The organism is Formosa sp. F44 (assembly GCF_056238645.1).
The window spans coordinates 171,893-192,674 of sequence record NZ_JBWDLJ010000001.1 but is presented as its reverse complement, the minus strand read 5'-3'; the positions used below and the strand labels follow the sequence as shown (position 1 = coordinate 192,674).

Here is a 20,782-nt window from a genome sequence, read left to right as displayed (position 1 = left end):
CAATAGTAGACATAAAAAAAGCTTGAGGCGAACCTCAAGCTTTAATTTTATAGACCGTAATCACGGTATAATGTAATTAGGAATTATTTATAATACAATGGATCTGCTCCAATGGTTCCTTCTAATCCTTTTAAATATTCATCTGTATTTGCTTCGTTATACAAATCTTTAACTTTTTGTAAACGTCCGTTTAAATCCATTTCTTCTACCTGTTGCGTGTTGCCTGGGTTAGATATAAATGTTTCTAAATAATTAATTTGTTTAGTGTAGAAAGCGATGTCTTTTTGTTGTTTTAATTTTAAACGCTCTTTATACCATTCACTATTAATTATATATTCTCTAGTAAAATATCCTCTCAATTCTGGATCGCTCATTTCTTTACCTTCGTAATGTCCGTAAGCCATCATATGTAAAAGAATTTTTAATGGTGGTACTGCAGCTTCAATACTTCCATCTTCAAAATATCTTAAAGCTACTTTTTGTTGCGCTTCTACAATATTGTTAATTCCATCTACATAGTCTTCCATACCTTGCAATTCTGGTTTAAGCATTTTTTCGTTAAACACAGCATTAGGTTCATCGAAAATACGGTTTAAACATCTTAAAGAGAATTGTTTTGTAATACGGTATCCTAATCTACTTGCTAAAATTTTCTTTCCGTTGTATTCGAAATCGTCTATTTTTTCTAGAGCTCCATCTTTAATTAAGAAATTAGGATCTCTATCTTGAGGCTCTAAACGCGCCCAGATTTCTGGTATTAAAATACTAATATCGTGATCTACTTTATTTTCTCCACCAACATAACCAGCAGCGGTACTAAACGCATTAGATTCTGTTAAGATGTGAGACAATAAGGCATTGTTTAAATCTGTTGTAGGCGTTAACATATTAAAAGGTCCTTTTGTTAAGGCGCCTTCAGATCCAGCTCCTGTTGTAGATGGCGATTTACCTGTAAGACTACAAATAAAGTCCATAAACATTTCTGGAGTTTCCTGATAATGGATTGGGTTATATACTGCTAACGGACGAATTCCTGCTTTTGTATCGGCTGGATTATTACGTCTTCCTGGCAATACAGCATTTACAACATCGATAACTGCTTCTTCAGAGTCTACTTTTCTGAATAATCGCATACCAACTTCTGCTAAATAACTAGCTTCAGATTCTTCTAAGAAAATGTTTTTCTCTAAATAACGCGGATTCTTAGTTGGCTCACCATTAACAATTCTTGTATGTGATGGTAACGCGAAGTATTCTTCGTCTTTAGGGCTATTAACAACACTTTCGATTAAATCTTTAACCGGTTGTGTATATTTATCGTAGTTAATGGTGTCCTCATAAATTTCAATAGCATCCTTTTTAGTCAGCATTTCGTAATTTGTAAGGAATACATTATCTCCAACAATATCACGTTCTGCACCTTTGTCGTATCCTCTAATAATAGCTTCGTCTGGTCTCTGGAATAAATGCGCTTCGCAATTCGCTACCACTTTTAAACTCTTATTAGTATACTGTGGGTTTAGGTTTTTAAACTTGTTTCTAGGCAGGGTTATAGACGCTGAGATATCGTCTTCCATCTGAATTTTTAGACTCGCAGAGAAATCTGATCTTAATTTGTTTAATAACCAGTTTCCATCTTGATTAAAACCAATACGCACATAACTACCAACCACTGGATTATCTAAATATTTAAGTCCTGTTCCTTTTTGTCCGTTTACAATATCTACAGACACACAATCTTTCCAATTTAAGGCATCGTGATCTTGTCTATACAAACGTTTAACAAACAATACTAAAGATCTAATGTGTACTGGTATGCTAGATACAAACTCGTTATACTCGTCTGTAAACACATCTAAAGGTTGTAATAATCGTACAGCAGACCCTAATGTTCTTTTAGAACTTAAAAATGGTTCTGATGGTGGTAACGTTGGATCGTAATTTCTCCATCTTTTAGAGTAATCGTACTCTATAATTTCGTCTGCTTTTTTAAAGTCTTCATCTATATCTATAATATTGAAATTACTATAAGTAATTGCATTTTTCATAGATTTAGAAATCTCTGACTTTCCTCCACCAGACACCGTACATGGTTTATGGCAGAATACGCCTTCTGGAGCTGTATTTACTATACGCCATAACGAAATAGCATCATGTTTTTCCAGTTTAAATTTATTACCAGACGGATGCACATATGTTTTATGCGGATTCAATAAGATACGTTGATCTTTTCCATTATATGTCCAAGTAACATCGTTTGTATTTGTATTTATGTATGCATTTTCAGGCACGTATACAATGTTTGGATATTTCTTATCTATGGCATAATGTCCCTCTTTAACATCAATTCTATCTCCTAAAAGCGCTTTTACATCTTCAAAAGTATATTTATTTCCATATTTTCTATTCCAACCAGCACCATTAACAATATCTCCCATTACACCTCTTGGGTAAGCCACGGCTCCTCCAGAGTGTTCTTCTTCCACTAAACCAAATAAGTTAGCTGAATAACTAATTTGAGTTTTAATTTCTTTTTTAGAGTATCCAAAATAGTTATCGGCAATAAGCGTTACCACTACACCTCTATCGTCTCTACATGTTAATTTAAATGCACCACCATCATTATACAGCTCGTCCGCATCTTTCCAGCACATACCATCTGTTCTTTGACGTTCTGTTGCATCGTCGTAGTGTGGTAAACCAACATCTTTTTTCTTAAGTAATTTTAATTGAGGCGCAAGAATAATACAACCCGTATGTCCAGTCCAGTGTTCTGTATCTAAAGCGGCATCGTTTTGTACCAGCGAAGGATCTCCGGCATTACCAAAAATAGCTTCAACGAAATCTAAATTACTAACTAAACTACCTGGAGCAAAGAAACGCACTTCTAAACTTTTCTTAGTAGTCACTCCTTTTACTTCTGGGCAAACCATAGGACGCATTAACATAGAGACCATAACCTCAGCTTTTTGTTCTTGCTTAGATGTAAATGGTAATGTTTTTAATTCTGCAGACGGCCTAAGCGCTTCCGCTAGTAAATGTGCGAAAGTAATTTTAGGTACTTCAAACTTATCTAAAGGCACTGGTAAAGGTCCTTCTACAATATGAAATGTTCCTTTTGTTGTTCTTTTATCATGAATAGGATTGTTTAATACCCCTTGTCTAACTCTGTAAGATGTAACATCTTCACTTACAAACTTATCACCATTAGGAGGTAAACTTACCTCGCGGGCATGTCCTGCTTGGTTTAATACTAGGGTATCATTAGGAATTCTTAAAGGCTCATCAAAAGTAATGTCTTTTAAATAATCTTCTATAAACGATTGTATTCTATGATCTACAGGGGCTAAATGGTCTGATAGTATCCTAGATTTTTCACGAAAACTTTTAATTAATCCGTTGGTTAATTTTTGAAAATTCGGATTACTAAATGCAATTTCCGCATTTTCGTCGTCGTGATAAATAGGTTGTCCTAAAGCCGCCAACTGTAGGTTGATGTATCGTATAGTGTCTTTTCTACTTCGAATTACAGCCTCATTATTCGCATTTGTCTCTCTACTCATGTTATTTGTAAATTTAAAATCGATAATACTTTTTAATACATAATGAGTCTCGTCACAATAAATTTTAGCGGTGATTTTAAATACTAAATTGGGCTAAATCTTTGTGATGAATTTCATATTAATATTAAAGTTAAATGGAATTTTTAAATAGAATTTTTGAAGTCATTTATAGTATGCATTTCTAAATGATGCTTTCGCTAAAACTATCGTTTTTATTCTACGTAAATTTAGTTAATAACGAAGAAAAAAACTAATAAGTTTAAGGAATAATCTCTTGTAAAACGGCTAAATACAAACAACTAGAGTTAAATAGAATAATTATAAATAAGATTTAAAGGTAGAAAAAACTTTCAAACGTTTTCGCCATAAAATACAAAAACACAACCTAAAATTGCTTTAAATAAACATGATCTTAATATTAATTTTGATGTCTAAAATAGACTTTAATAATTGAAAAAATCGCACTCCTACAACTATAGAATTTAGGCCGTTTTTATTCTTTAATAATTAAAACGTTTTAATCTAGAATTGGTGCTTATTATAAAGTGTAGAAAACAAAAAAAGCTTCCGATTTCTCGAAAGCTTTTTTGTGATGGCAGAAGGATTCGAACCTTCGACCGCCTGCTTAGAAGGCAGGTGCTCTATCCAACTGAGCTATGCCACCATTCACGAACAACATGTGTTCTGAAAAGTACTTTTTTCGAAATATATAATTCCTAAAAAGCTGTGCAAATATAAGTAGCTTTAACAAACTACACAACTTAAAATGTGATAAATTTAAAAAAAATAGCAATCTTTTTTTTAACCGATTGTTATTCAATTATTTCGTGAATATATTGATATAAAATCAGAATAACTCGTACGATTTAAAATGCATCTGAACAAAAAAGGACCGTCTTTACAGACAGTCCTTTTAAATTGTTTTGTTATAAATAACGAATTATTTTCTAACAGCTTTTACGATAGCTAAAGCATTTTTTACATCTTGCTCTAATTTCGCGTAATCTTTATTAGCAATAATATCTTTAGAGATTAATTGAGATCCCATTCCAACACAAGTTACACCAGCATCAAACCATCCTTTTAAGTTTTCCTCTGTTGGAGAAACACCACCAGTTGGCATAACACTTGTCCAAGGTTGTGGGCCTTTAATTCCTTTTACAAATTGAGGTCCGTAGATATCACCAGGGAATAATTTTACGATTTCACATCCTAATTCTTCTGCTCTAGTAATTTCTGTTAAAGTACCACATCCAGGAGACCATAATACTTTTTTACGGTTACAAGCAATTGCGATATCTTCTCTTAAAACTGGAGTTACAATAAAGTTTGCACCTAATGCCATGTATAAAGAAGCTGCAGCACCGTCTGTAACAGAACCAACACCCATAATCATACCCGGTAATTCTTTAATAGCATATTTAGTTAACTCTCCAAAAACTTCGTGAGCGAAATCTCCACGAGCTGTGAATTCCATTAATCTTGCTCCACCATCGTAACAAGCTTTTAAAACTTTTTTACTTAACTCAATATCGTTGTGAAAAAATAAAGGAATCATTCCTGTATCTTTCATTGCTTGAGCCACTTCTAATCTTGAAAATTGTGCCATTTTGTTATGTTTTAATTTTTAATTCCAGTTTAAGATTTTCTTGAAATCGTATGCTTCTGGATTTGGTAAATATTGTTTTGCTTTTTCGTAATCTTTCTCTTTAATGTAGAATAGATTGTCTATAAAAAGCTGTGCCATATCTGAATTGATATCGACTAGTCTTGGTGGTATTTTTCCGTTTTCATCTTCAAAGTCCTTTAAATACAATGGTGTAATATCACCTCTTGAATTTGCGCTAACGATACAACCAGAAATACCTTGATCGAATAATTTTTTAACCCCTATTCCTAATAAAGAACACAGTGTTAAATCGAATGCTATGGGGTTACAACATCTTAACTCGTAACCAAGCTCTACTGGTCTTGATTTTACTACTAAACCAATCTCTTTTAACTTCACTTGTAACAGATAGTTAAAGATATGTGATTTACTCACATTCCCTAATTCGGGATGACCGTGATCGTCGTAAGTAAAATTAATTCCAGAGTTTATAATTTCTTCTTCATCCATAAAATGGAACACGCCTTCACTCACTAAAGCCACACCATATTCAACACCTTCTAGCTTACATTTCACTATAGAAGACACTATCATATTAATAAGCTTCTCGAACGTAATCTTTGTTTTGTTAAACATTTCAGGAATAATCATCATTTGAAAATGACATGCCGATGCTATTCCAAAAGCTAAATGTCCAGCAGAACGTCCCATAGCAGACATCACGAACCAGTTTTCACTCGTTCTCGCATCTTCGTATACCGTATTCCCTATTCTAACGCCTTCGTCTTTAGCTGTATGAAATCCGAATGTTGGATTACGATCAGGTAAAGGCAAATCGTTATCTATAGTTTTTGGCACATGTACATGCTTAACATCTAATTGTTCTGTTTGAAGAAATTTAGTTAATCTATTGGCGGTAGACGCGGTATCGTCTCCGCCAATAGTAACTAATAATTTTACATTATTTTTCTTAAAAAAATCTGATTTAAAATCACTGTCTTTTGGTTTAAACCTACTCATAATTAAAGTAGACCCGCCACGACTAAAAATACGATCGGCATGATGAAAGTCGAAAACCTTTACTTCAGGTTCGTCTGAAAGCAATCCTTGATATCCGTGATGCACGCCTATCACCTTATAACCATCTTTCATAAAGGTTTTGGCTACTGTACTAATTACAGTATTTATTCCAGGTGCAGGTCCGCCTCCACAAATAATTGCTATTGATTTTTCCATGTACTAATCGTGTTTGTTTTTAAATGATTTTAAAGTTTGTAGTTATTATCTAGCAACACGACCAGAAGCGTCTCCACCCATAAGTTTGTTAACTTCTGCAACAGTAGCTAAGTTAGCATCACCTTTAATAGTGTGTTTTAAACAAGATGCAGCAACTGCGAAGTCTAATGCATTTTGATCGTTATCTGGGTATGTTAATAATCCGTAGATTAAACCTCCCATGAAAGAATCTCCACCACCTACTCTATCTACGATATCAGTAATTTGGTATTGACGTGTTTCTAACATTTTTGTTCCATCGTATAAAACTCCAGCCCATGTGTTGTGAGATGCAGAGATAGATCCTCTTAAAGTAGTAATTACTTTTTTAGCTTTAGGGAATTTAGCCATCATTTGCTTACAAACAGATAAGAAAGCTTCTGCTTTAACATCGTGACCAGCAGTTTGTACTGCAGCTCCATCAGGCTTAATTCCGAAGTGCATTTCAGCATCTTCTTCGTTTCCTAAAACGATATCACAATAAGATGTTAATTCTGTCATTACAGCTTCTCTGTGCGCGTCGTCACAGTAGTTCCATAATTTAGCACGGTAATTTAAGTCTGTAGAAATTGTAATTCCTTTTTCGCTAGCCGCTTTAACAGCTTCTAAACATACATCTGCAGAACTTTGAGAAATAGCTGGAGTAATACCAGTCCAGTGAAACCACTCTACACCTTCGAAAACAGCATCCCAATCAATCATTCCTGACTCAATTGTAGACATAGAAGAATACGCTCTATCGTAAACCACTTTACTTCCTCTAGATACAGCTCCAGTTTCTAAGAAATAAATTCCTAAACGCTCGCCACCCCAAACAATTTTATCAACACCAACGCCTCTTTTGCGCATTTCCATCATTGCACATTCCCCAATATCATTCTTCGGTAAACGCGTTACAAAATCACAAGAAATACCATAGTTAGCTAATGATACTGCTACGTTAGATTCTCCACCACCGTAAACAACATCAAAATTGTTAGCTTGAGAAAATCTTAAAAATCCTTGAGGAGCTAATCTTAACATGATTTCTCCAAACGTTACTACTTTACTCATTATTTTAAATTTATATTAATTAAGTTATATTTTACAAGAGGACGTTAAATTCCTCTTTTTCACTTTGTAAGAGTAAAATTATTAAAATATTTTCATCTATGCAAACGTTTGTTCAAATCTTTTAAAACTTCTCAATTTTTTATATTGAAGGAATTGATTTCCATTTACTTTAATATATTAGGTCAAAAATAATATCTTTGCTCAAACGATTGACTTCAATCTCGTTACATATTGAAAAAGAAAACCACCATAAAAGATATTGCTAATGTTTTAAACATTACACCTTCTGCTGTTTCTAGAGCACTACACAACCATCCTAGAATTAGCGAGAAAACTAAAATTGCGGTAAGAAAAGTGGCTGAAGAATTAGAATATCAGCCCAACCATCTAGCCTCTGCATTAAGAAGTGGTAAAAGTAAATTGATAGGTATTATTGTAGCTAAAACTAATAGTTACTTTTTTTCATCTGTCATGGAAAGTATCGAGAAAGAATTAAATAAAGAAGGCTACAACCTTATTATTACCCAATCTAATGAATCTTACGAGAAAGAATGTCGGAATATAGATGCCTTGCTACAGACCCAAGTAGATGGAATTATAGCATCCTTAGCAAACGAAACTGTTAATTTTGATTATTACCATAAAATTAAACAAAATGGTATTCCCTTAGTTTTATTTGATCGTGGTGAAAATGATATTGGTGTAGATTATATAGGAATTGACGATTACGCTAGTAGTAATATTATAGTGAATCATCTGGTTGAACAAGGTTGTAAACGCATTGCTCATATTGCCGGTTACGGACATACTAGAATTTACCAAAATAGAATTCGGGGTTATAAAGACGCCTTAAGAAAACATAAATTGCCAGAAGACGACGCCCTTTTATTAGAATGTAGCTTAACTATAGAAGAAGGCCGTGCTAAAATGGAAGCGCTTTTAAAACTGCCAGAAATACCCGATGCAGTTTACGCCGCTGGAGATTATGCCGCTTTAGGTGCTTTACAAGTAATGCAAGAACATAATATTAAAGTCCCAGAGCAGATTGCTTTAGTAGGGTTTAGCAACGAACCCTTTACATCGCTAGTCACACCGCCAATAACCTCCATTTATCAGCATAATAAAGAGATTGGAAAACTAGTCGCACAACAAGTTTTACTGCGTATAAACGACGAAAACTATAAGCCTGTACTCCATAAATTAATTTTAGAACCTGAATTAATTATTAGAGATTCGTCTCGCGTACTTGACTTTAAGAAGCGGTAGATTTTCTATTCTAAACCTATCCAATCAACAGTGATTAAAGACTAAAACCTTATATTAGTTCTACACTATTACAAGGTTTTTATAAATCGCTATTTAGCCTTTAGTATTCTTTAAGACAACCAAAACAAGACTTACTTACAGTCCATTTCCTTAAAAAAGTCTCATAACACAATCTATTTAATTAGGTTATTAACAATCTATATTCATTTCATCTGCATCTGTCTTTTTAATTGTTAACCTTACTATTAAACCTATTCCTGCTAGAATAAATAAAAAATTAAACACATACCAATTTGTTGTACTATCTGCCAAACTTTCATCTGCTTCAACTAATACGAATTCATTTTCTTCCAATTTCACTTTAGTAGCGAATGCATTAGATTTCTCTAGAGCAAAAATATTTCTGTTTACTCCATTTTTCAAAATCATGAAGGTGTTTTTACTTTTAAAAATATCCTGAAACATGGTATTATTGAGACTAACCGTTTCAAAATTATCAGGGACATCAATCAGATAAACCACTAAGGTTTCATGTCCCAATTTAATTTTGGGATCTTTAAGCACTATCTCTCGATCGTTAATGGTAAGCGTTAGGTTCTTTGCCATTAAGGCAAACACCAAATCTTCAAATTCTTCCGGAGTTGCATAACCATTTGCAGTATATTCCTGATGCACAACACTCTCGAAAGCCGACAGCGCTGCTCTAACCTGAAGTGTCCATTGTCCGTTTTTCCCTTCTACCAAAACGGTACTAGATTGCGATGTGGAGTGTGCTAAAACCACCATGGGTATTAAAAACCATACTAAAACTAATGTTACGCGCATCTTATTTGCCATATTACAATACATAAGCTCCTCTTAAACCGTTAATGAAATTATTATTTCCTGCGTCGTCTACGTGATAGTGGTAGCCACGAGTCTCATCTGAATGTCCGCGTAAATCATCTAAATCTGTAGGCATAGCACCACTCTCGTCTAATAATTCATAAATACCAAACCCATCTAAAGCGTAACCTATTAATGCCGCATGTCCGTCCTCCTGTTCTACTTTAATACTATATCCTGTTGCGGCGTGGTAATGATACCCTTGATGTACATTAATATGACCTCCAGCATCATCAAACGGTGCCAATGTATACGCACTTAAAATATTATTAGTTGGTGCTGGTGCAGAGAATTCGATACCATTTAAAGCAATCCCACGGGTAGAAGGAATACTAACCGATCCAGGACCGCCTCCTCCTTCGGTAGCAAAATAAACCACATCACTTTGATATACTGGTGTTACAGGAATTAACCAGGTTTGAGAAATATCTGTAATATAAGATGGAATACATTCTACACAAAAATTTTCGTATTCTGTTCCTACATCGGGATTCGCGGCATTAATGCAATCTTCTTCAGAATCGGTGACATACACATCGCCATTATCGTCGTACATTAACCAATTATCATCGTTATAAAATGTAGCCATATTCTTTATAAAAGCACCATCTACATCATACACTTCTCCGCCTTCTAACCAGATTCCACCAGCCTCTGCACCATCTTCTATATTACTCGGACACCATGGTCCCATTGCGTGATCGGCAGGTATACTTGTAGACACAATTTGATAACAATCGGAACTCGAACCATCAGATAAGGTACAGGGCACTTTTGTTACTGTAATATTTTGTCCCTCGGTATAAAAATACGAAGGTGTGACATTTACAATGATATTATCATCTTGACTATCGGTTTCAACATCACTGTCACTTTCACTACTTGAGCAAGATGCTAAACTTACAATTCCCATGATTAATAGCGTAGAGGTAAAAACCGCTGATCTTATATTGTTTACTTTCATTACACCTGATGTTTTGTATATAGATTCAAATCTGAGACTTTTTTTGATACCAAATTCAAGTTTTCAGTGAATGAGACAACGCTTTAAGTAAACCCCTGTTTTAATCGGTTAAACCAAATTCTAATTTAAATCCCACTTCACTTTATAACTCTATAAATGCATATCATCGCAAAAGTTTGGTAATGTATATGACTAGTAAAAGCTAGTGGCTCTTAATACAAATAACATCTAAATCCAATCTAAAAGTATTTTTTCAACACAAAGAGACCGTTTAAATTGAATTATTTAAACGGTCTCTTTAACTTGTTAACGATAAATCTTTCGTTACTACGCGTTCTTTAAGTTAGCAACATACACCTTAACGCGAGCTAGAACCCGAGGCGCCATAATAAGTGTTGCAGTCATGGTAGGAATTGCCATTAAGGCAAAAAAGCCATCAATTAAATTAATCATCATACTTAAAGATGTGGTGGCTCCTAAAATAATACTTCCTATATAAAAGTAATTGTAATAATGCTTTTTATCGGCTCCAAACAGAAAAGACATACATTTTGTGCCGTAATAAGCATAAGAAAACAGGGACGATATACTAAACACAAAAATACAAAGCAGTAATAAATATTTTCCTACGCCTGGCATGTCGTGAGCAAAAGCTGAAGCTGTTAAACTCACTCCATTAGCATCGGACGTTTGCCAAACTCCAGTCACCAATATAGCCAAAGCTGTAAGGGTACAAACGACTAAAGTATCTATTGCAGGCCCCAACATAGCAACTAAACCTTCTCGTATGGGTTCTGCTGTTTTGGCGGCGCCGTGAGCCATGGGTGCGGTACCAATTCCCGCTTCGTTGGAAAATGCGCCTCTACGAATTCCTAATAAAATCAATCCGCCTACAGCACCGCCTAAGAAATTATCGCCTTTAAAATTTTGAGCCGTGAACGCATTCGAAAAAATCATGCCCATGTATTTAGGAATCTCCTGAACATTTACAGTAAGAATAAATACTACTAAAATAAAATATAAACCGACCATCGCAGGAACAAGTTTTGAAGCCGTTTTACTAATCCGATCCAAACCTCCTAATATTACAATACTTGTAATTACAACCAAAATAAGTCCAATGATTAAGCTAGATGTAAAACCAACTTCGATATGATTTGGTGCCAATAAAATATCGTTAATCGCTTGCGTTAATTGGTTTACATTAAAGATTGGCAATGCTCCCACCAAACCACAAACACTAAACATAACCGCCAAAGGCTTCCATTTTTTACCTAAACCTTCCACTATAAAATACATTGGACCTCCTTGTAATTGTCCTTCACTATCGTTACCACGATACAAAACAGCAAGCGTAGACGTGAAGAATTTTGTTGCCATTCCTATAATCGCACTCACCCACATCCAAAAGACGGCTCCTGGTCCACCTATTGCAATAGCCACGGCAACACCAGCAATATTTCCCATTCCAACAGTGGCCGACAAAGCGGTTGTCAGCGCTTGAAAATGCGTAATCTCCCCAGGATCATTCGGATTATCGTATTTACCACGTAATACCTGAAATGCATGACCAATAAAACGAAATGGCAAAAATCGAGAATATATTAGTAAGTATAGTCCGCCACCTATTAATAGAATTAATAGTGGTAAACCCCAAACCAGAGCGGCAAATTCCTTTACAGTATTGTTTAAAGTGGCCATAAATTGAAAGCTATATTTTGATAAATATATTCTTTTTTAGGTTGAAAACGCTCTCCATTACCCTAAAAACCTAATCACTTTTTCGATTTTTATAATTAAAACGCGTATTATATTACACTTAATTCAATTTCGCTAAAGTGTGTATTTTGATTTAAAATTGATGTATTTTCGCAACTTTAATAGACCTGTACCTTTGAAAGAAAATAGACTATACTTTTTGGATGCCGTTAGAGCCTTCGCTATATTAATGATGCTTCAAGGTCATTTTATAGATGGCTTATTACACACGTCTTATAAGTCTTCAGAATATGTAGCTTTTACAATCTGGAATGGATTTAGAGGTAATACCGCACCATTATTTTTCACAATTACAGGATTAGTTATCCTTTATTTACTAAAAAAAGCAGAATCTAAAGGCAACGAGAACCTCAGAATTAAAAAGGGTTTTAAACGCGGTGCCTCACTTTTACTAATTGGTTATTCGTTAAGAATTCCCATTTTCTCTTGGTTAGCAGGACATATAGATAGCTATTTTTTGGTTATAGATGTATTACAAATTATTGGAATATCTGTGATTCTTTTAAACGGATGTTATGCCCTATTAAAAAATCAAACCAAATTACTTGCCTTACTTTTAACAATTATTGGCACCCTTGTATTTGCATCCGAACCTGTGTATAGGACCTTAACCTTACCTCAAGTACCCGATATTTTGGTTAATTATATAACAAAAGAAAACGGATCCGTTTTTACGCTTTTACCTTGGTTTGGCTTTGTCGCATTTGGCGCTGTTCTAGGAATTATTTTTCAGAAATTCCAGTACAAACCTCAATTTAAAACCATTGCGATATCAAGTTTTATTTTTGGTGGATTGTTTTTAAATAGTCTGTCTTCTGAAGCTTTTTACTTAATTTATAAAGTAACCCACATTGAACTGTTCTACAATGTTGCCAATTATAATTATCTGTTTATCCGATTAGGAAATGTGCTATTAGTATTTGGTGTTTTTTACGCTTTAGAATCTTATTTAAAACACCCATTAATCTTAAAATTAGGAAACAACACCCTTTCCATTTATGTTGTTCATTTTATAATTCTCTATGGTAGCTACACTGGTTTTGGCCTCTATCGTTACGCACACAACAGTTTAGAACCTTGGTCTGCCGTATTAGGAGCCTTGGCTTTTATGAGCGTAGTTTGTCTGGTTGTGATTTATGAAGACAAAATAAAAGCCTTCCTAAATATAAATATTAGAAAGGCTTGGAGTTTTATAAAATTAAAGTCTATGCACCGTCCAAGATTACATAGAAGCTAAATAGTTTTCTACATTTGTTTTAATACGCTCTTCAATGTTTGTTACGTCTGATTTAACAAATGGTTCTCCCATAATATTCTCGTACAATTCAATATAACGTTCGCTAATGGTTTCAATATAGTCGTCGCTCATAACAGGTAACTCTTGTCCTTCTAAACCTTGAAACCCATTAGTAATTAACCACTGGCGTACAAATTCTTTAGATAACTGCTTCTGCTCTTCACCTTTCTCCTGACGAGTTTCATACCCATCGGCATAAAAATAACGTGAAGAATCTGGCGTATGAATTTCGTCGATTAAGACAATTTTACCTTCTTTAGTTTTACCAAATTCATATTTAGTATCTACAAGAATCAAACCTCTTTCGGCAGCAATTTCTGTCCCACGCTGAAACAATTTACGTGTATAATCTTCTAGTATTAAATAATCTTCTTTAGAAACAATGCCTTTACTAATAATATCTTCTCTCGATATATCTTCGTCATGATCTCCCATTTCGGCTTTAGTCGCAGGCGTAATAATAGGCTCCGGAAACTTATCGTTTTCTTTCATACCTTCTGGCATAGCAACACCACAAAGTACACGCTTACCTAATTTATATTCGCGCGCGGCATGTCCCGACATATAACCACGAATAACCATTTCAACTTTAAAAGGTTCGCATAAATGTCCAACCGCAACATTAGGGTCTGGAGTGGCAATTAACCAATTCGGAACTAAATCTTCTGTCTGTGCCATAAATTTAGTGGCAATCTGATTTAAAATCTGACCTTTAAAAGGAATTCCTTTTGGCATAACAACATCGAATGCACTTAATCTATCTGTGGCAACCATTACCAATAAATCGTCGTTAATATTGTAAACTGCTCTAACTTTTCCTTTATACAAACTTTTTTGTCCTGGAAAATTGAAATTAGTATCTGTAATTGTCATGATTTGTATAATTGCATCTTACTCCTGTTGAGACGCTTTAAATATTAATAAAAATGAAAGGGTAAAAGTAAGGAATTAATCACAAAATATTTTTATCGAAGTTTCGAAAATGATAATTTATTTTAGATCACTTTTTGAATGATGCTCTCTTTTTAAATACCCCTTTTAAGAACATGAATTTAGGAAATCACACTCTACTATATTCAAGTTTAAACCCACTCAGACTTTAGAAGGCTTTATTCATTAGGTTTTTCAACAGCTTCATCTTTAACTTGTACACGTTCCAGGTCGTTTTGCCTCATAAATTCTAATACGGCACGCGCTTCTTCTTCAGTTAAGTTTTGATTAGGCATTCTAGTTAAACAATCGTCAAGCATCATTTTAGCATCGCTATCTTTTTCTAACATTTCGTTTGTATTCGTAATCATATTAAGAATCCATTCTGGTCGTCTCGAATTTGTTATGTTTTCCCAACCTGGCCCAACTAGCCTTTGGTCGGTTAATTTATGGCAAGAAGCACATCGCTTTTCAAAAACAAACTTTCCTTTTTTTGCTAAATCCACATTTATCGTATCCGATAATTGAATCGTTGAAGTTTTCCCTACGCCCTTAGATTTTATTTTATTAACGCGCTCATTAGGTAAATCAGGATGAACAAATTTAGCAGGTTTCTTTTTTTTCACTCCATCCATACAGCTTGTTAACCCCATAAATACGAGAGACATAATACAAAAAAACAACACGTGATTTATTTTCATAAAAAAGTAAGATATTTTAATTGGACTCATTTGGCATCCTGTATCTTAAATATACAAATTTTAATTTTTGAAGCGAGCGAACTTTATATTAAAATTTAACAGTGAATCATGTGTTACTTAGACTTGGCGCGTATTGTGTGGAGGGGTAATGGCATAGTGGTATAGTGGTATAGTGGTATAGTGGTATAGTGGTATAGTGGTAATTTCAAAAATAATTATTACTATACCAAATCCTTACCCCTTATAAGAGTGAGATAAAAAAAAGAGTAGACTTGCGCCTACTCTCTATTTTCAATACTTTTATAAGCTTCAATAACTTTCTTCACCAGTTGGTGTCTAATAACATCTTTTTCGTCCAGATAAACCATACCTACACCTTCTACATTTTTTAGAACCAACAAAGCTTCTTTTAAACCTGAAGTGGTACGTCTCGGTAAATCTACTTGGCCAGGATCTCCAGTCAATAAAAATTTAGCATTCTTTCCCATACGGGTTAAGAACATCTTCATTTGGGCGTGTGTAGTATTCTGACCTTCATCTAAGATTACAAAGGCATTATCTAATGTGCGTCCACGCATAAAGGCCAAAGGCGCAATTTGTATGGTTCCATTTTCGATATACATATTTAATTTTTCAGGCGCGATCATATCTCGTAATGCATCGTAAAGTGGTTGCATATACGGATCTAATTTCTCCTTTAGATCGCCAGGTAGAAAACCTAAATTTTCTCCAGCTTCTACAGCAGGACGTGTTAAAATAATACGTTTAACTTCTTTATTTTTTAACGCCTGTACCGCTAGTGCAACACCAGTATACGTTTTACCCGTTCCCGCAGGACCAATCGCAAATACCATATCGTTATTACGCATGCTTTCTACAAGCTTACGCTGATTTGCAGTTTGGGCGCGAATTAGTTTTCCGCTTGCGCCATGAACTATAACCTCTCCACTTTTCTTAGATGTGGCGTAATCGTCGCTACTCTGACTTGTTAGCACACGCTCGATAGTGTTTTCGTCTAACTTATTATATTTTCCGAAATGATTAAGCAACATGGTTAACCGGCGATCAAATTCTTCTAAGAGATCTTCATCTCCAAAAGCTTTGATTTTATTGCCCCTAGCAACAATTTTTAGTTTGGGGAAATATTTTTTTAGAAGTTCAATATTTACGTTTTGTGCTCCAAAAAATTCTTTTGGAGTAATCTCTTCCAGTTCAATAATTATTTCGTTCAAAAGCTAGTCGATTTAATTAAATTTTTCAGTTAAGTTTTATTAGTTTTGTGCCTCTAACAAATCTAATCAATTTTAGTTCAGATATGTGAAAAACATATCAACAATTCACCTATGGCTATAATAACTTTAACTTCTGATTTTGGTGAAAAAGACCACTTCGCTGGGGCGATAAAGGGCGCTATATATAGTGAATTAAGTGATGTTAGAATTGTTGATATCTCGCATAATGTATCACCATTTAGCATCTCTGAGGCGGCATATATCATCCAAAACGCGTATACTAGTTTTCCAAAGGGCACCATTCATATAATCGGAATTGATGCCGAATTAAATGCAGAAAACAAACACATTGCGGTACTCTTAGATGGCCATTATTTTATCTGTGCCAATAACGGTATTATGAGTATGATTTGTACGGAGATTAATCCGGAGCGTATCGTAGAAATTAATATTCACGAAAAAGTACAGAGTAGCTTTCCGGTTTTAGATGTCTTTGTAAAAGTGGCTTGCCATATTGCACGTGGCGGAACTTTAGATGTTATTGGTAAGCGTATTCAGGATATAAAACCCATACAAAACTTAAAACCTTATATTAACGACGATCAGATGCAGATTATTGGTAGTATTATTTACGTTGATAATTATGGCAATGTAATTACCAATATTAAACGCAATTTTTTTGAAAACATACAAAAGGGACGTGCGTACAAAATATCTGCACGGAATCACTCGTTTAATAAAATATATAATAAATATAGTGACATTGTAGACTTTACTAAACCCGCAGCCGACAGACATACCGAAGGAAAAGGTTTAGTTGTTTTTAATTCGTCTAACTATTTAGAAATTGCTATTTATAAAAGTAACACCACTACCGTTGGAGGAGCGTCTACATTAATGGGATTAAAATTAATGGATACCATAACGGTTAACTTTTATAAAGATTAATTTATGTTTGTTCGTATAGTGAAATTAAGTTTTGAACCTTCTAAAATAGAATCCTTTCTTAGTATTTTTAACTCTAAAAAGGAACAGATTCGTAATTTTGAAGGCTGTACATTTTTAGAGCTATATCGCGATAAAGAACACCAAAATATATTTTTCACATATAGTTATTGGGACAACGAACACGCTTTGCACAATTACAGACATTCCGATTTATTTATTTCGGTTTGGTCTGAAACAAAAAAATTATTTAACGCTAAACCTGAAGCTTGGAGTGTAGATAAACTAGAACGTTTACCGTAAACTAGTCCCTCATTTCAATTTCAAACCATATTACATAACAGATGTTTGCCATATTAAAAAAAGAAATAAATTCGTTTTTTGCTTCGCCAATTGGCTATTTGGTTATTGCCATATTCTTACTCTTAAACGGATTATTTTTATGGTTTTTTAAAGGCGAATTTAATATTATAGATAATGGTTTTGCCGATCTTTCTAGCTTCTTTCTGCTAGCGCCTTGGATTTTAGTCTTTTTAATTCCTGCAGTTACGATGCGTAGTTTTTCGGACGAAAAAAAGCAAGGCACGTTAGAACTACTTCTAACCAAACCCATTTCAAAATTTCAAATTGTTTTGGGCAAATATTTTGGTGCTTTTATATTAATTGTAATCGCCCTATTACCAAGCCTATTATATGTATTTACAGTTTATAAACTAGGAAGTCCCGAAGGTAATTTAGACCTAGGAAGTACCTTGGGCTCATATTTTGGTTTGTTATTTTTAGTGGCCGCATACACGGCTATGGGTATTTTTGCATCGACACTTTCCGAGAATCAAATTGTCACTTTTATAATCGCTGTATTTTTATGCTTCTTTTTCTATATTGGTTTTGAAGGTATTGCAGATGCCATGTCTAACAATTTTATAGATAGCTTAGGGATGAGTTTTCATTTTAAAAGTATGAGCCGAGGGGTTTTAGATACCCGGGATATTATTTATTTTATAAGTGTTTCAGGTTTGTTTTTAGCTCTAACACATTTTAATATTAATACAAAGCAAGCATGATTTTAACCACACCTTTTGTAATTATACTTGTCCTGCTTTTTATTGTTTTATTTATATTTTCGAGAACGATAGATAAACGCATATGGGTAGCCGCACTTATTAGTTTGGTGCTTACACCCATTGTATATTTTTACTTACTATATCCGTTAATTAATATATTTAGCACGTATCACCACGAAAAACAGTTTAAAGCAGAAGTTTGGAAAGAAAAACCGGCATACCGCTTTGAAATGGCTAATGATTTAGAACAATCTGATCTCTTGCTTGGCAAATCAAAATCAGAAATCAAAGCTATTTTAGGAAAACCAGGATGGTTTAGTTGGAATGATACCACCAAGACAAACGATTCTAATTATTGGAATTACAACTTAGGCCTCAAGCCTGGAGCTTTTAATACAAAGCAGGAATGTTTAGAAATTACTTTCGAAGGCGGTAAAGTACGTTTATTAGAACACTATCAATTAGAACTAGAAGATAATGAGTAAGCATCTTAAACATATATTACTAATTGTTATCGGTATTTTGGTTTTAAACGGAATTGGAAATACATTTTATAAACGAGTCGATTTAACCCAAGATCAGCGTTACACGCTAAGTGAAGCCACAAAACATATTGTAGCCGATGTAGAATCTCCTGTTATTATTGATATCTTTTTGGAAGGCGAAGGGTTCCCGTCAGAGTTTAGACGTCTTCAGTCTGAAACCAAACAACTGTTAGAAGAATTTTACGCTCAAAACAGTAATTTTCACTTCAATTTTATAAATCCGTTAGAGGACGAAACCAATCGCGATCAGATTATTCAGCAGTTAAATAATCGAGGTTTAACTCCGATGCAACTTACTGTTCAGGAAAACGGAAAAAGCAGTCAGGAAATTATATTTCCTTGGGCTTTGGCAAGTTATAACGGTGTGACTGTAAAAATTCCATTAGTAAAAAATAAATTAGGCGCCTCGCAACAGGAATTAGTAACTAATTCTGTGCAACATTTAGAGTATGCGTTTGCAGATGGAATAGGAAAATTAGTATACGGAAAAACTAAAAAAATTGCTATTTTAAAAGGCAACGGAGAATTAGAAGATCAGTACTTAGCCGATTTTCTTACCACATTAAAAGACTATTACTACATTGCACCATTTACTTTAGATAGTGTCGCTACACAACCTAAAAACACGCTTAATACATTAAAAGACTACGATTTAATTATTGCCGCTAAACCTACTGAAGCTTTTTCTGAAGCCGAAAAATTGGTTTTAGACCAGTATACTATGAATGGCGGAAAAAGCCTTTGGCTTATTGACGCTGTAGCCATGGAAAAAGATAGTCTGTATAACGAAAGCGGACGCGCAATTGCATTGCCAATAGATTTAAACTTAACCGATTTGTTCTTTAAATACGGTGTGCGTATAAATCCGTATCTGGTGGCTACACCCTACTCTGCCCCGATTACTTTAGCCATGGGAGAAGGTAGTGATTCGCAATTTCAAAATGTGCGTTGGCCCTATTCACCATTAGTAAATACCACGAACACGCATCCGATTGTAAACAACGTAAATCTAATAAAATTCGATTTTGCAAATCCGATAGATACCTTAAAAAACAGTCTTAAAAAGACTATTCTGCTTGAAAGTGCAAAACTGACTAAGTTAGAAGGGACACCTAAAGAGATTCGTTTAGATGTAGTTACTAAAGAACCAAATCCTCAAGAATTTAATAAAGGGAGTCAGCCATTAGCTGTTTTAATTGAAGGCGAATTTACATCGGCCTATAAAAACAGAGTTAAGCCCTTTAAGTTAGAGGCGAATAAAGACGAAGGTGTAACTACAAAAATGATTGTTATTGCAGATGGCGATCTTATTAAAAACGACGTCATTAAAAATATACCTCAAGAATTAGGTTTCGACAGATGGACGGGACAACTTTTCGGAAATAAGGAATTCTTATTAAATTCGGTAAATTACCTCTTAGACGATAATGGACTTATAAACATTCGTTCTAAGGAAATTACAGTTCCATTTTTAGATCATGAAAAAATTTCGGAATCTAAATTAAGCTGGCAATTACTTAACACACTGGTACCATTAGGGTTATTAGGTGTTTTTGGATTTATTTTTAATTACTTACGCAAAAAAAAGTACAGTGCCTAAATGTTAATAAGTTTGTTTCCTAGTTACCCCTATTAAAGATATATTTGTAATTATTAAAATAATCTTATTTAGAT

General features: G+C 34.2%; 17 protein-coding genes and 1 tRNA gene. 7 read left to right on the top strand and 11 right to left on the bottom strand.

The window, feature by feature from the left end; all coding sequences use genetic code 11:
- Window positions 1-83: 83 nt before the first annotated feature.
- The 5 genes from AC0UBM_RS00775 to AC0UBM_RS00755 form a co-directional block, all read right to left on the bottom strand.
- Window positions 84-3,563, bottom strand: coding sequence for a PPi-type phosphoenolpyruvate carboxykinase family protein (locus AC0UBM_RS00775; protein WP_475687251.1), 3,480 nt, complete (start codon window positions 3,561-3,563; stop codon window positions 84-86).
- A gap of 590 nt (window positions 3,564-4,153) precedes the next feature.
- A tRNA-Arg gene (locus tag AC0UBM_RS00770) sits at window positions 4,154-4,227 on the bottom strand.
- A 276-nt stretch (window positions 4,228-4,503) separates the two neighbouring features.
- Window positions 4,504-5,172: a bifunctional 4-hydroxy-2-oxoglutarate aldolase/2-dehydro-3-deoxy-phosphogluconate aldolase gene (locus tag AC0UBM_RS00765; protein ID WP_414035034.1), complete on the bottom strand. Its 669-nt coding sequence runs from the start codon at window positions 5,170-5,172 to the stop codon at window positions 4,504-4,506.
- Between the two features lie 18 nt (window positions 5,173-5,190).
- Complete coding sequence (locus AC0UBM_RS00760; protein ID WP_475687250.1) at window positions 5,191-6,408, bottom strand: 6-phosphofructokinase; 1,218 nt, start codon at window positions 6,406-6,408, stop codon at window positions 5,191-5,193.
- A 45-nt stretch (window positions 6,409-6,453) separates the two neighbouring features.
- Complete coding sequence (locus AC0UBM_RS00755; RefSeq protein WP_414035036.1) at window positions 6,454-7,500, bottom strand: PfkB family carbohydrate kinase; 1,047 nt, start codon at window positions 7,498-7,500, stop codon at window positions 6,454-6,456.
- Window positions 7,501-7,728: 228 nt separating this feature from the next.
- Between AC0UBM_RS00755 and AC0UBM_RS00750 the strand changes: the two genes are divergently transcribed.
- On the top strand, window positions 7,729-8,766 hold the full coding sequence (locus tag AC0UBM_RS00750; RefSeq protein WP_414035080.1) for a LacI family DNA-binding transcriptional regulator: 1,038 nt from the start codon (window positions 7,729-7,731) through the stop codon (window positions 8,764-8,766).
- Window positions 8,767-8,955: 189 nt separating this feature from the next.
- Here AC0UBM_RS00750 and AC0UBM_RS00745 read toward each other — a convergent pair whose 3' ends face one another.
- The 3 genes from AC0UBM_RS00745 to AC0UBM_RS00735 form a co-directional block, all read right to left on the bottom strand.
- A complete protein-coding gene (locus AC0UBM_RS00745) occupies window positions 8,956-9,603 on the bottom strand; it encodes a DUF6702 family protein (RefSeq protein ID WP_475687249.1) in 648 nt (215 codons plus the stop codon).
- Between the two features lies 1 nt (window position 9,604).
- Window positions 9,605-10,615 carry a YHYH protein gene (locus tag AC0UBM_RS00740; protein ID WP_475687248.1) on the bottom strand — a complete coding sequence of 337 codons (1,011 nt, stop codon included), beginning with the start codon at window positions 10,613-10,615 and terminating at the stop codon, window positions 9,605-9,607.
- 327 nt (window positions 10,616-10,942) lie between these two features.
- Entirely contained in the window at window positions 10,943-12,316 is a 1,374-nt protein-coding gene (locus AC0UBM_RS00735; protein WP_475687247.1) for an alanine/glycine:cation symporter family protein, read from the bottom strand.
- Between the two features lie 193 nt (window positions 12,317-12,509).
- Between AC0UBM_RS00735 and AC0UBM_RS00730 the strand changes: the two genes are divergently transcribed.
- A complete protein-coding gene (locus AC0UBM_RS00730) occupies window positions 12,510-13,631 on the top strand; it encodes a heparan-alpha-glucosaminide N-acetyltransferase domain-containing protein (RefSeq protein ID WP_475687246.1) in 1,122 nt (373 codons plus the stop codon).
- Here AC0UBM_RS00730 and AC0UBM_RS00725 read toward each other — a convergent pair.
- From AC0UBM_RS00725 to AC0UBM_RS00715, 3 genes are all read right to left on the bottom strand, one after another.
- Window positions 13,617-14,564, bottom strand: a complete 948-nt coding sequence (locus AC0UBM_RS00725; RefSeq protein ID WP_475687245.1) for a phosphoribosylaminoimidazolesuccinocarboxamide synthase — start codon at window positions 14,562-14,564, stop codon at window positions 13,617-13,619. The genes AC0UBM_RS00730 and AC0UBM_RS00725 overlap by 15 nt on opposite strands.
- A 236-nt stretch (window positions 14,565-14,800) precedes the next feature.
- Entirely contained in the window at window positions 14,801-15,322 is a 522-nt protein-coding gene (locus AC0UBM_RS00720) for a c-type cytochrome (RefSeq protein ID WP_475687244.1), read from the bottom strand.
- 278 nt (window positions 15,323-15,600) lie between these two features.
- A complete protein-coding gene (locus tag AC0UBM_RS00715) occupies window positions 15,601-16,554 on the bottom strand; it encodes a PhoH family protein (RefSeq protein WP_414035043.1) in 954 nt (317 codons plus the stop codon).
- 111 nt (window positions 16,555-16,665) lie between these two features.
- Here AC0UBM_RS00715 and AC0UBM_RS00710 point away from each other — a divergent pair, with 111 nt between their 5' ends.
- The 5 genes from AC0UBM_RS00710 to gldG are packed head-to-tail and all read left to right on the top strand — an operon-like array spanning window position 16,666 to window position 20,708.
- Window positions 16,666-17,502, top strand: coding sequence for an SAM hydrolase/SAM-dependent halogenase family protein (locus tag AC0UBM_RS00710; protein ID WP_434036430.1), 837 nt, complete (start codon window positions 16,666-16,668; stop codon window positions 17,500-17,502).
- Between the two features lie 3 nt (window positions 17,503-17,505).
- The gene (locus AC0UBM_RS00705; RefSeq protein WP_475687243.1) at window positions 17,506-17,802 is read left to right on the top strand and encodes a putative quinol monooxygenase; all 297 of its coding nucleotides are present in this window, start codon (window positions 17,506-17,508) and stop codon (window positions 17,800-17,802) included.
- A gap of 41 nt (window positions 17,803-17,843) precedes the next feature.
- On the top strand, window positions 17,844-18,563 hold the full coding sequence (gldF, locus tag AC0UBM_RS00700; protein ID WP_414035046.1) for a gliding motility-associated ABC transporter permease subunit GldF: 720 nt from the start codon (window positions 17,844-17,846) through the stop codon (window positions 18,561-18,563).
- Window positions 18,560-19,048, top strand: coding sequence for a hypothetical protein (locus tag AC0UBM_RS00695; protein ID WP_414035047.1), 489 nt, complete (start codon window positions 18,560-18,562; stop codon window positions 19,046-19,048). Before gldF ends, AC0UBM_RS00695 begins: the two co-directional genes overlap by 4 nt.
- On the top strand, window positions 19,041-20,708 hold the full coding sequence (gene gldG / locus AC0UBM_RS00690; RefSeq protein WP_475687242.1) for a gliding motility-associated ABC transporter substrate-binding protein GldG: 1,668 nt from the start codon (window positions 19,041-19,043) through the stop codon (window positions 20,706-20,708). Before AC0UBM_RS00695 ends, gldG begins: the two co-directional genes overlap by 8 nt.
- Window positions 20,709-20,782 lie beyond the last annotated feature (74 nt).

What these genes read in the sequence shown, in the direction of transcription:
- AC0UBM_RS00705 (WP_475687243.1), top strand. Translation starts at nt 17,506, where the DNA reads ATGTTTGTTCGTATAGTGAAATTAAGTTTTGAACCTTCTAAAATAGAA.
- AC0UBM_RS00745 (WP_475687249.1), bottom strand. Translation starts at nt 9,603, where the DNA reads ATGGCAAATAAGATGCGCGTAACATTAGTTTTAGTATGGTTTTTAATA.
- AC0UBM_RS00775 (WP_475687251.1), bottom strand. Translation starts at nt 3,563, where the DNA reads ATGAGTAGAGAGACAAATGCGAATAATGAGGCTGTAATTCGAAGTAGA.
- AC0UBM_RS00695 (WP_414035047.1), top strand. Translation starts at nt 18,560, where the DNA reads ATGATTTTAACCACACCTTTTGTAATTATACTTGTCCTGCTTTTTATT.
- gldG (WP_475687242.1), top strand. Translation starts at nt 19,041, where the DNA reads ATGAGTAAGCATCTTAAACATATATTACTAATTGTTATCGGTATTTTG.
- AC0UBM_RS00740 (WP_475687248.1), bottom strand. Translation starts at nt 10,615, where the DNA reads ATGAAAGTAAACAATATAAGATCAGCGGTTTTTACCTCTACGCTATTA.
- AC0UBM_RS00710 (WP_434036430.1), top strand. Translation starts at nt 16,666, where the DNA reads ATGGCTATAATAACTTTAACTTCTGATTTTGGTGAAAAAGACCACTTC.
- AC0UBM_RS00735 (WP_475687247.1), bottom strand. Translation starts at nt 12,316, where the DNA reads ATGGCCACTTTAAACAATACTGTAAAGGAATTTGCCGCTCTGGTTTGG.
- AC0UBM_RS00725 (WP_475687245.1), bottom strand. Translation starts at nt 14,564, where the DNA reads ATGACAATTACAGATACTAATTTCAATTTTCCAGGACAAAAAAGTTTG.
- AC0UBM_RS00765 (WP_414035034.1), bottom strand. Translation starts at nt 5,172, where the DNA reads ATGGCACAATTTTCAAGATTAGAAGTGGCTCAAGCAATGAAAGATACA.
- AC0UBM_RS00720 (WP_475687244.1), bottom strand. Translation starts at nt 15,322, where the DNA reads ATGAAAATAAATCACGTGTTGTTTTTTTGTATTATGTCTCTCGTATTT.
- AC0UBM_RS00755 (WP_414035036.1), bottom strand. Translation starts at nt 7,500, where the DNA reads ATGAGTAAAGTAGTAACGTTTGGAGAAATCATGTTAAGATTAGCTCCT.
- gldF (WP_414035046.1), top strand. Translation starts at nt 17,844, where the DNA reads ATGTTTGCCATATTAAAAAAAGAAATAAATTCGTTTTTTGCTTCGCCA.
- AC0UBM_RS00760 (WP_475687250.1), bottom strand. Translation starts at nt 6,408, where the DNA reads ATGGAAAAATCAATAGCAATTATTTGTGGAGGCGGACCTGCACCTGGA.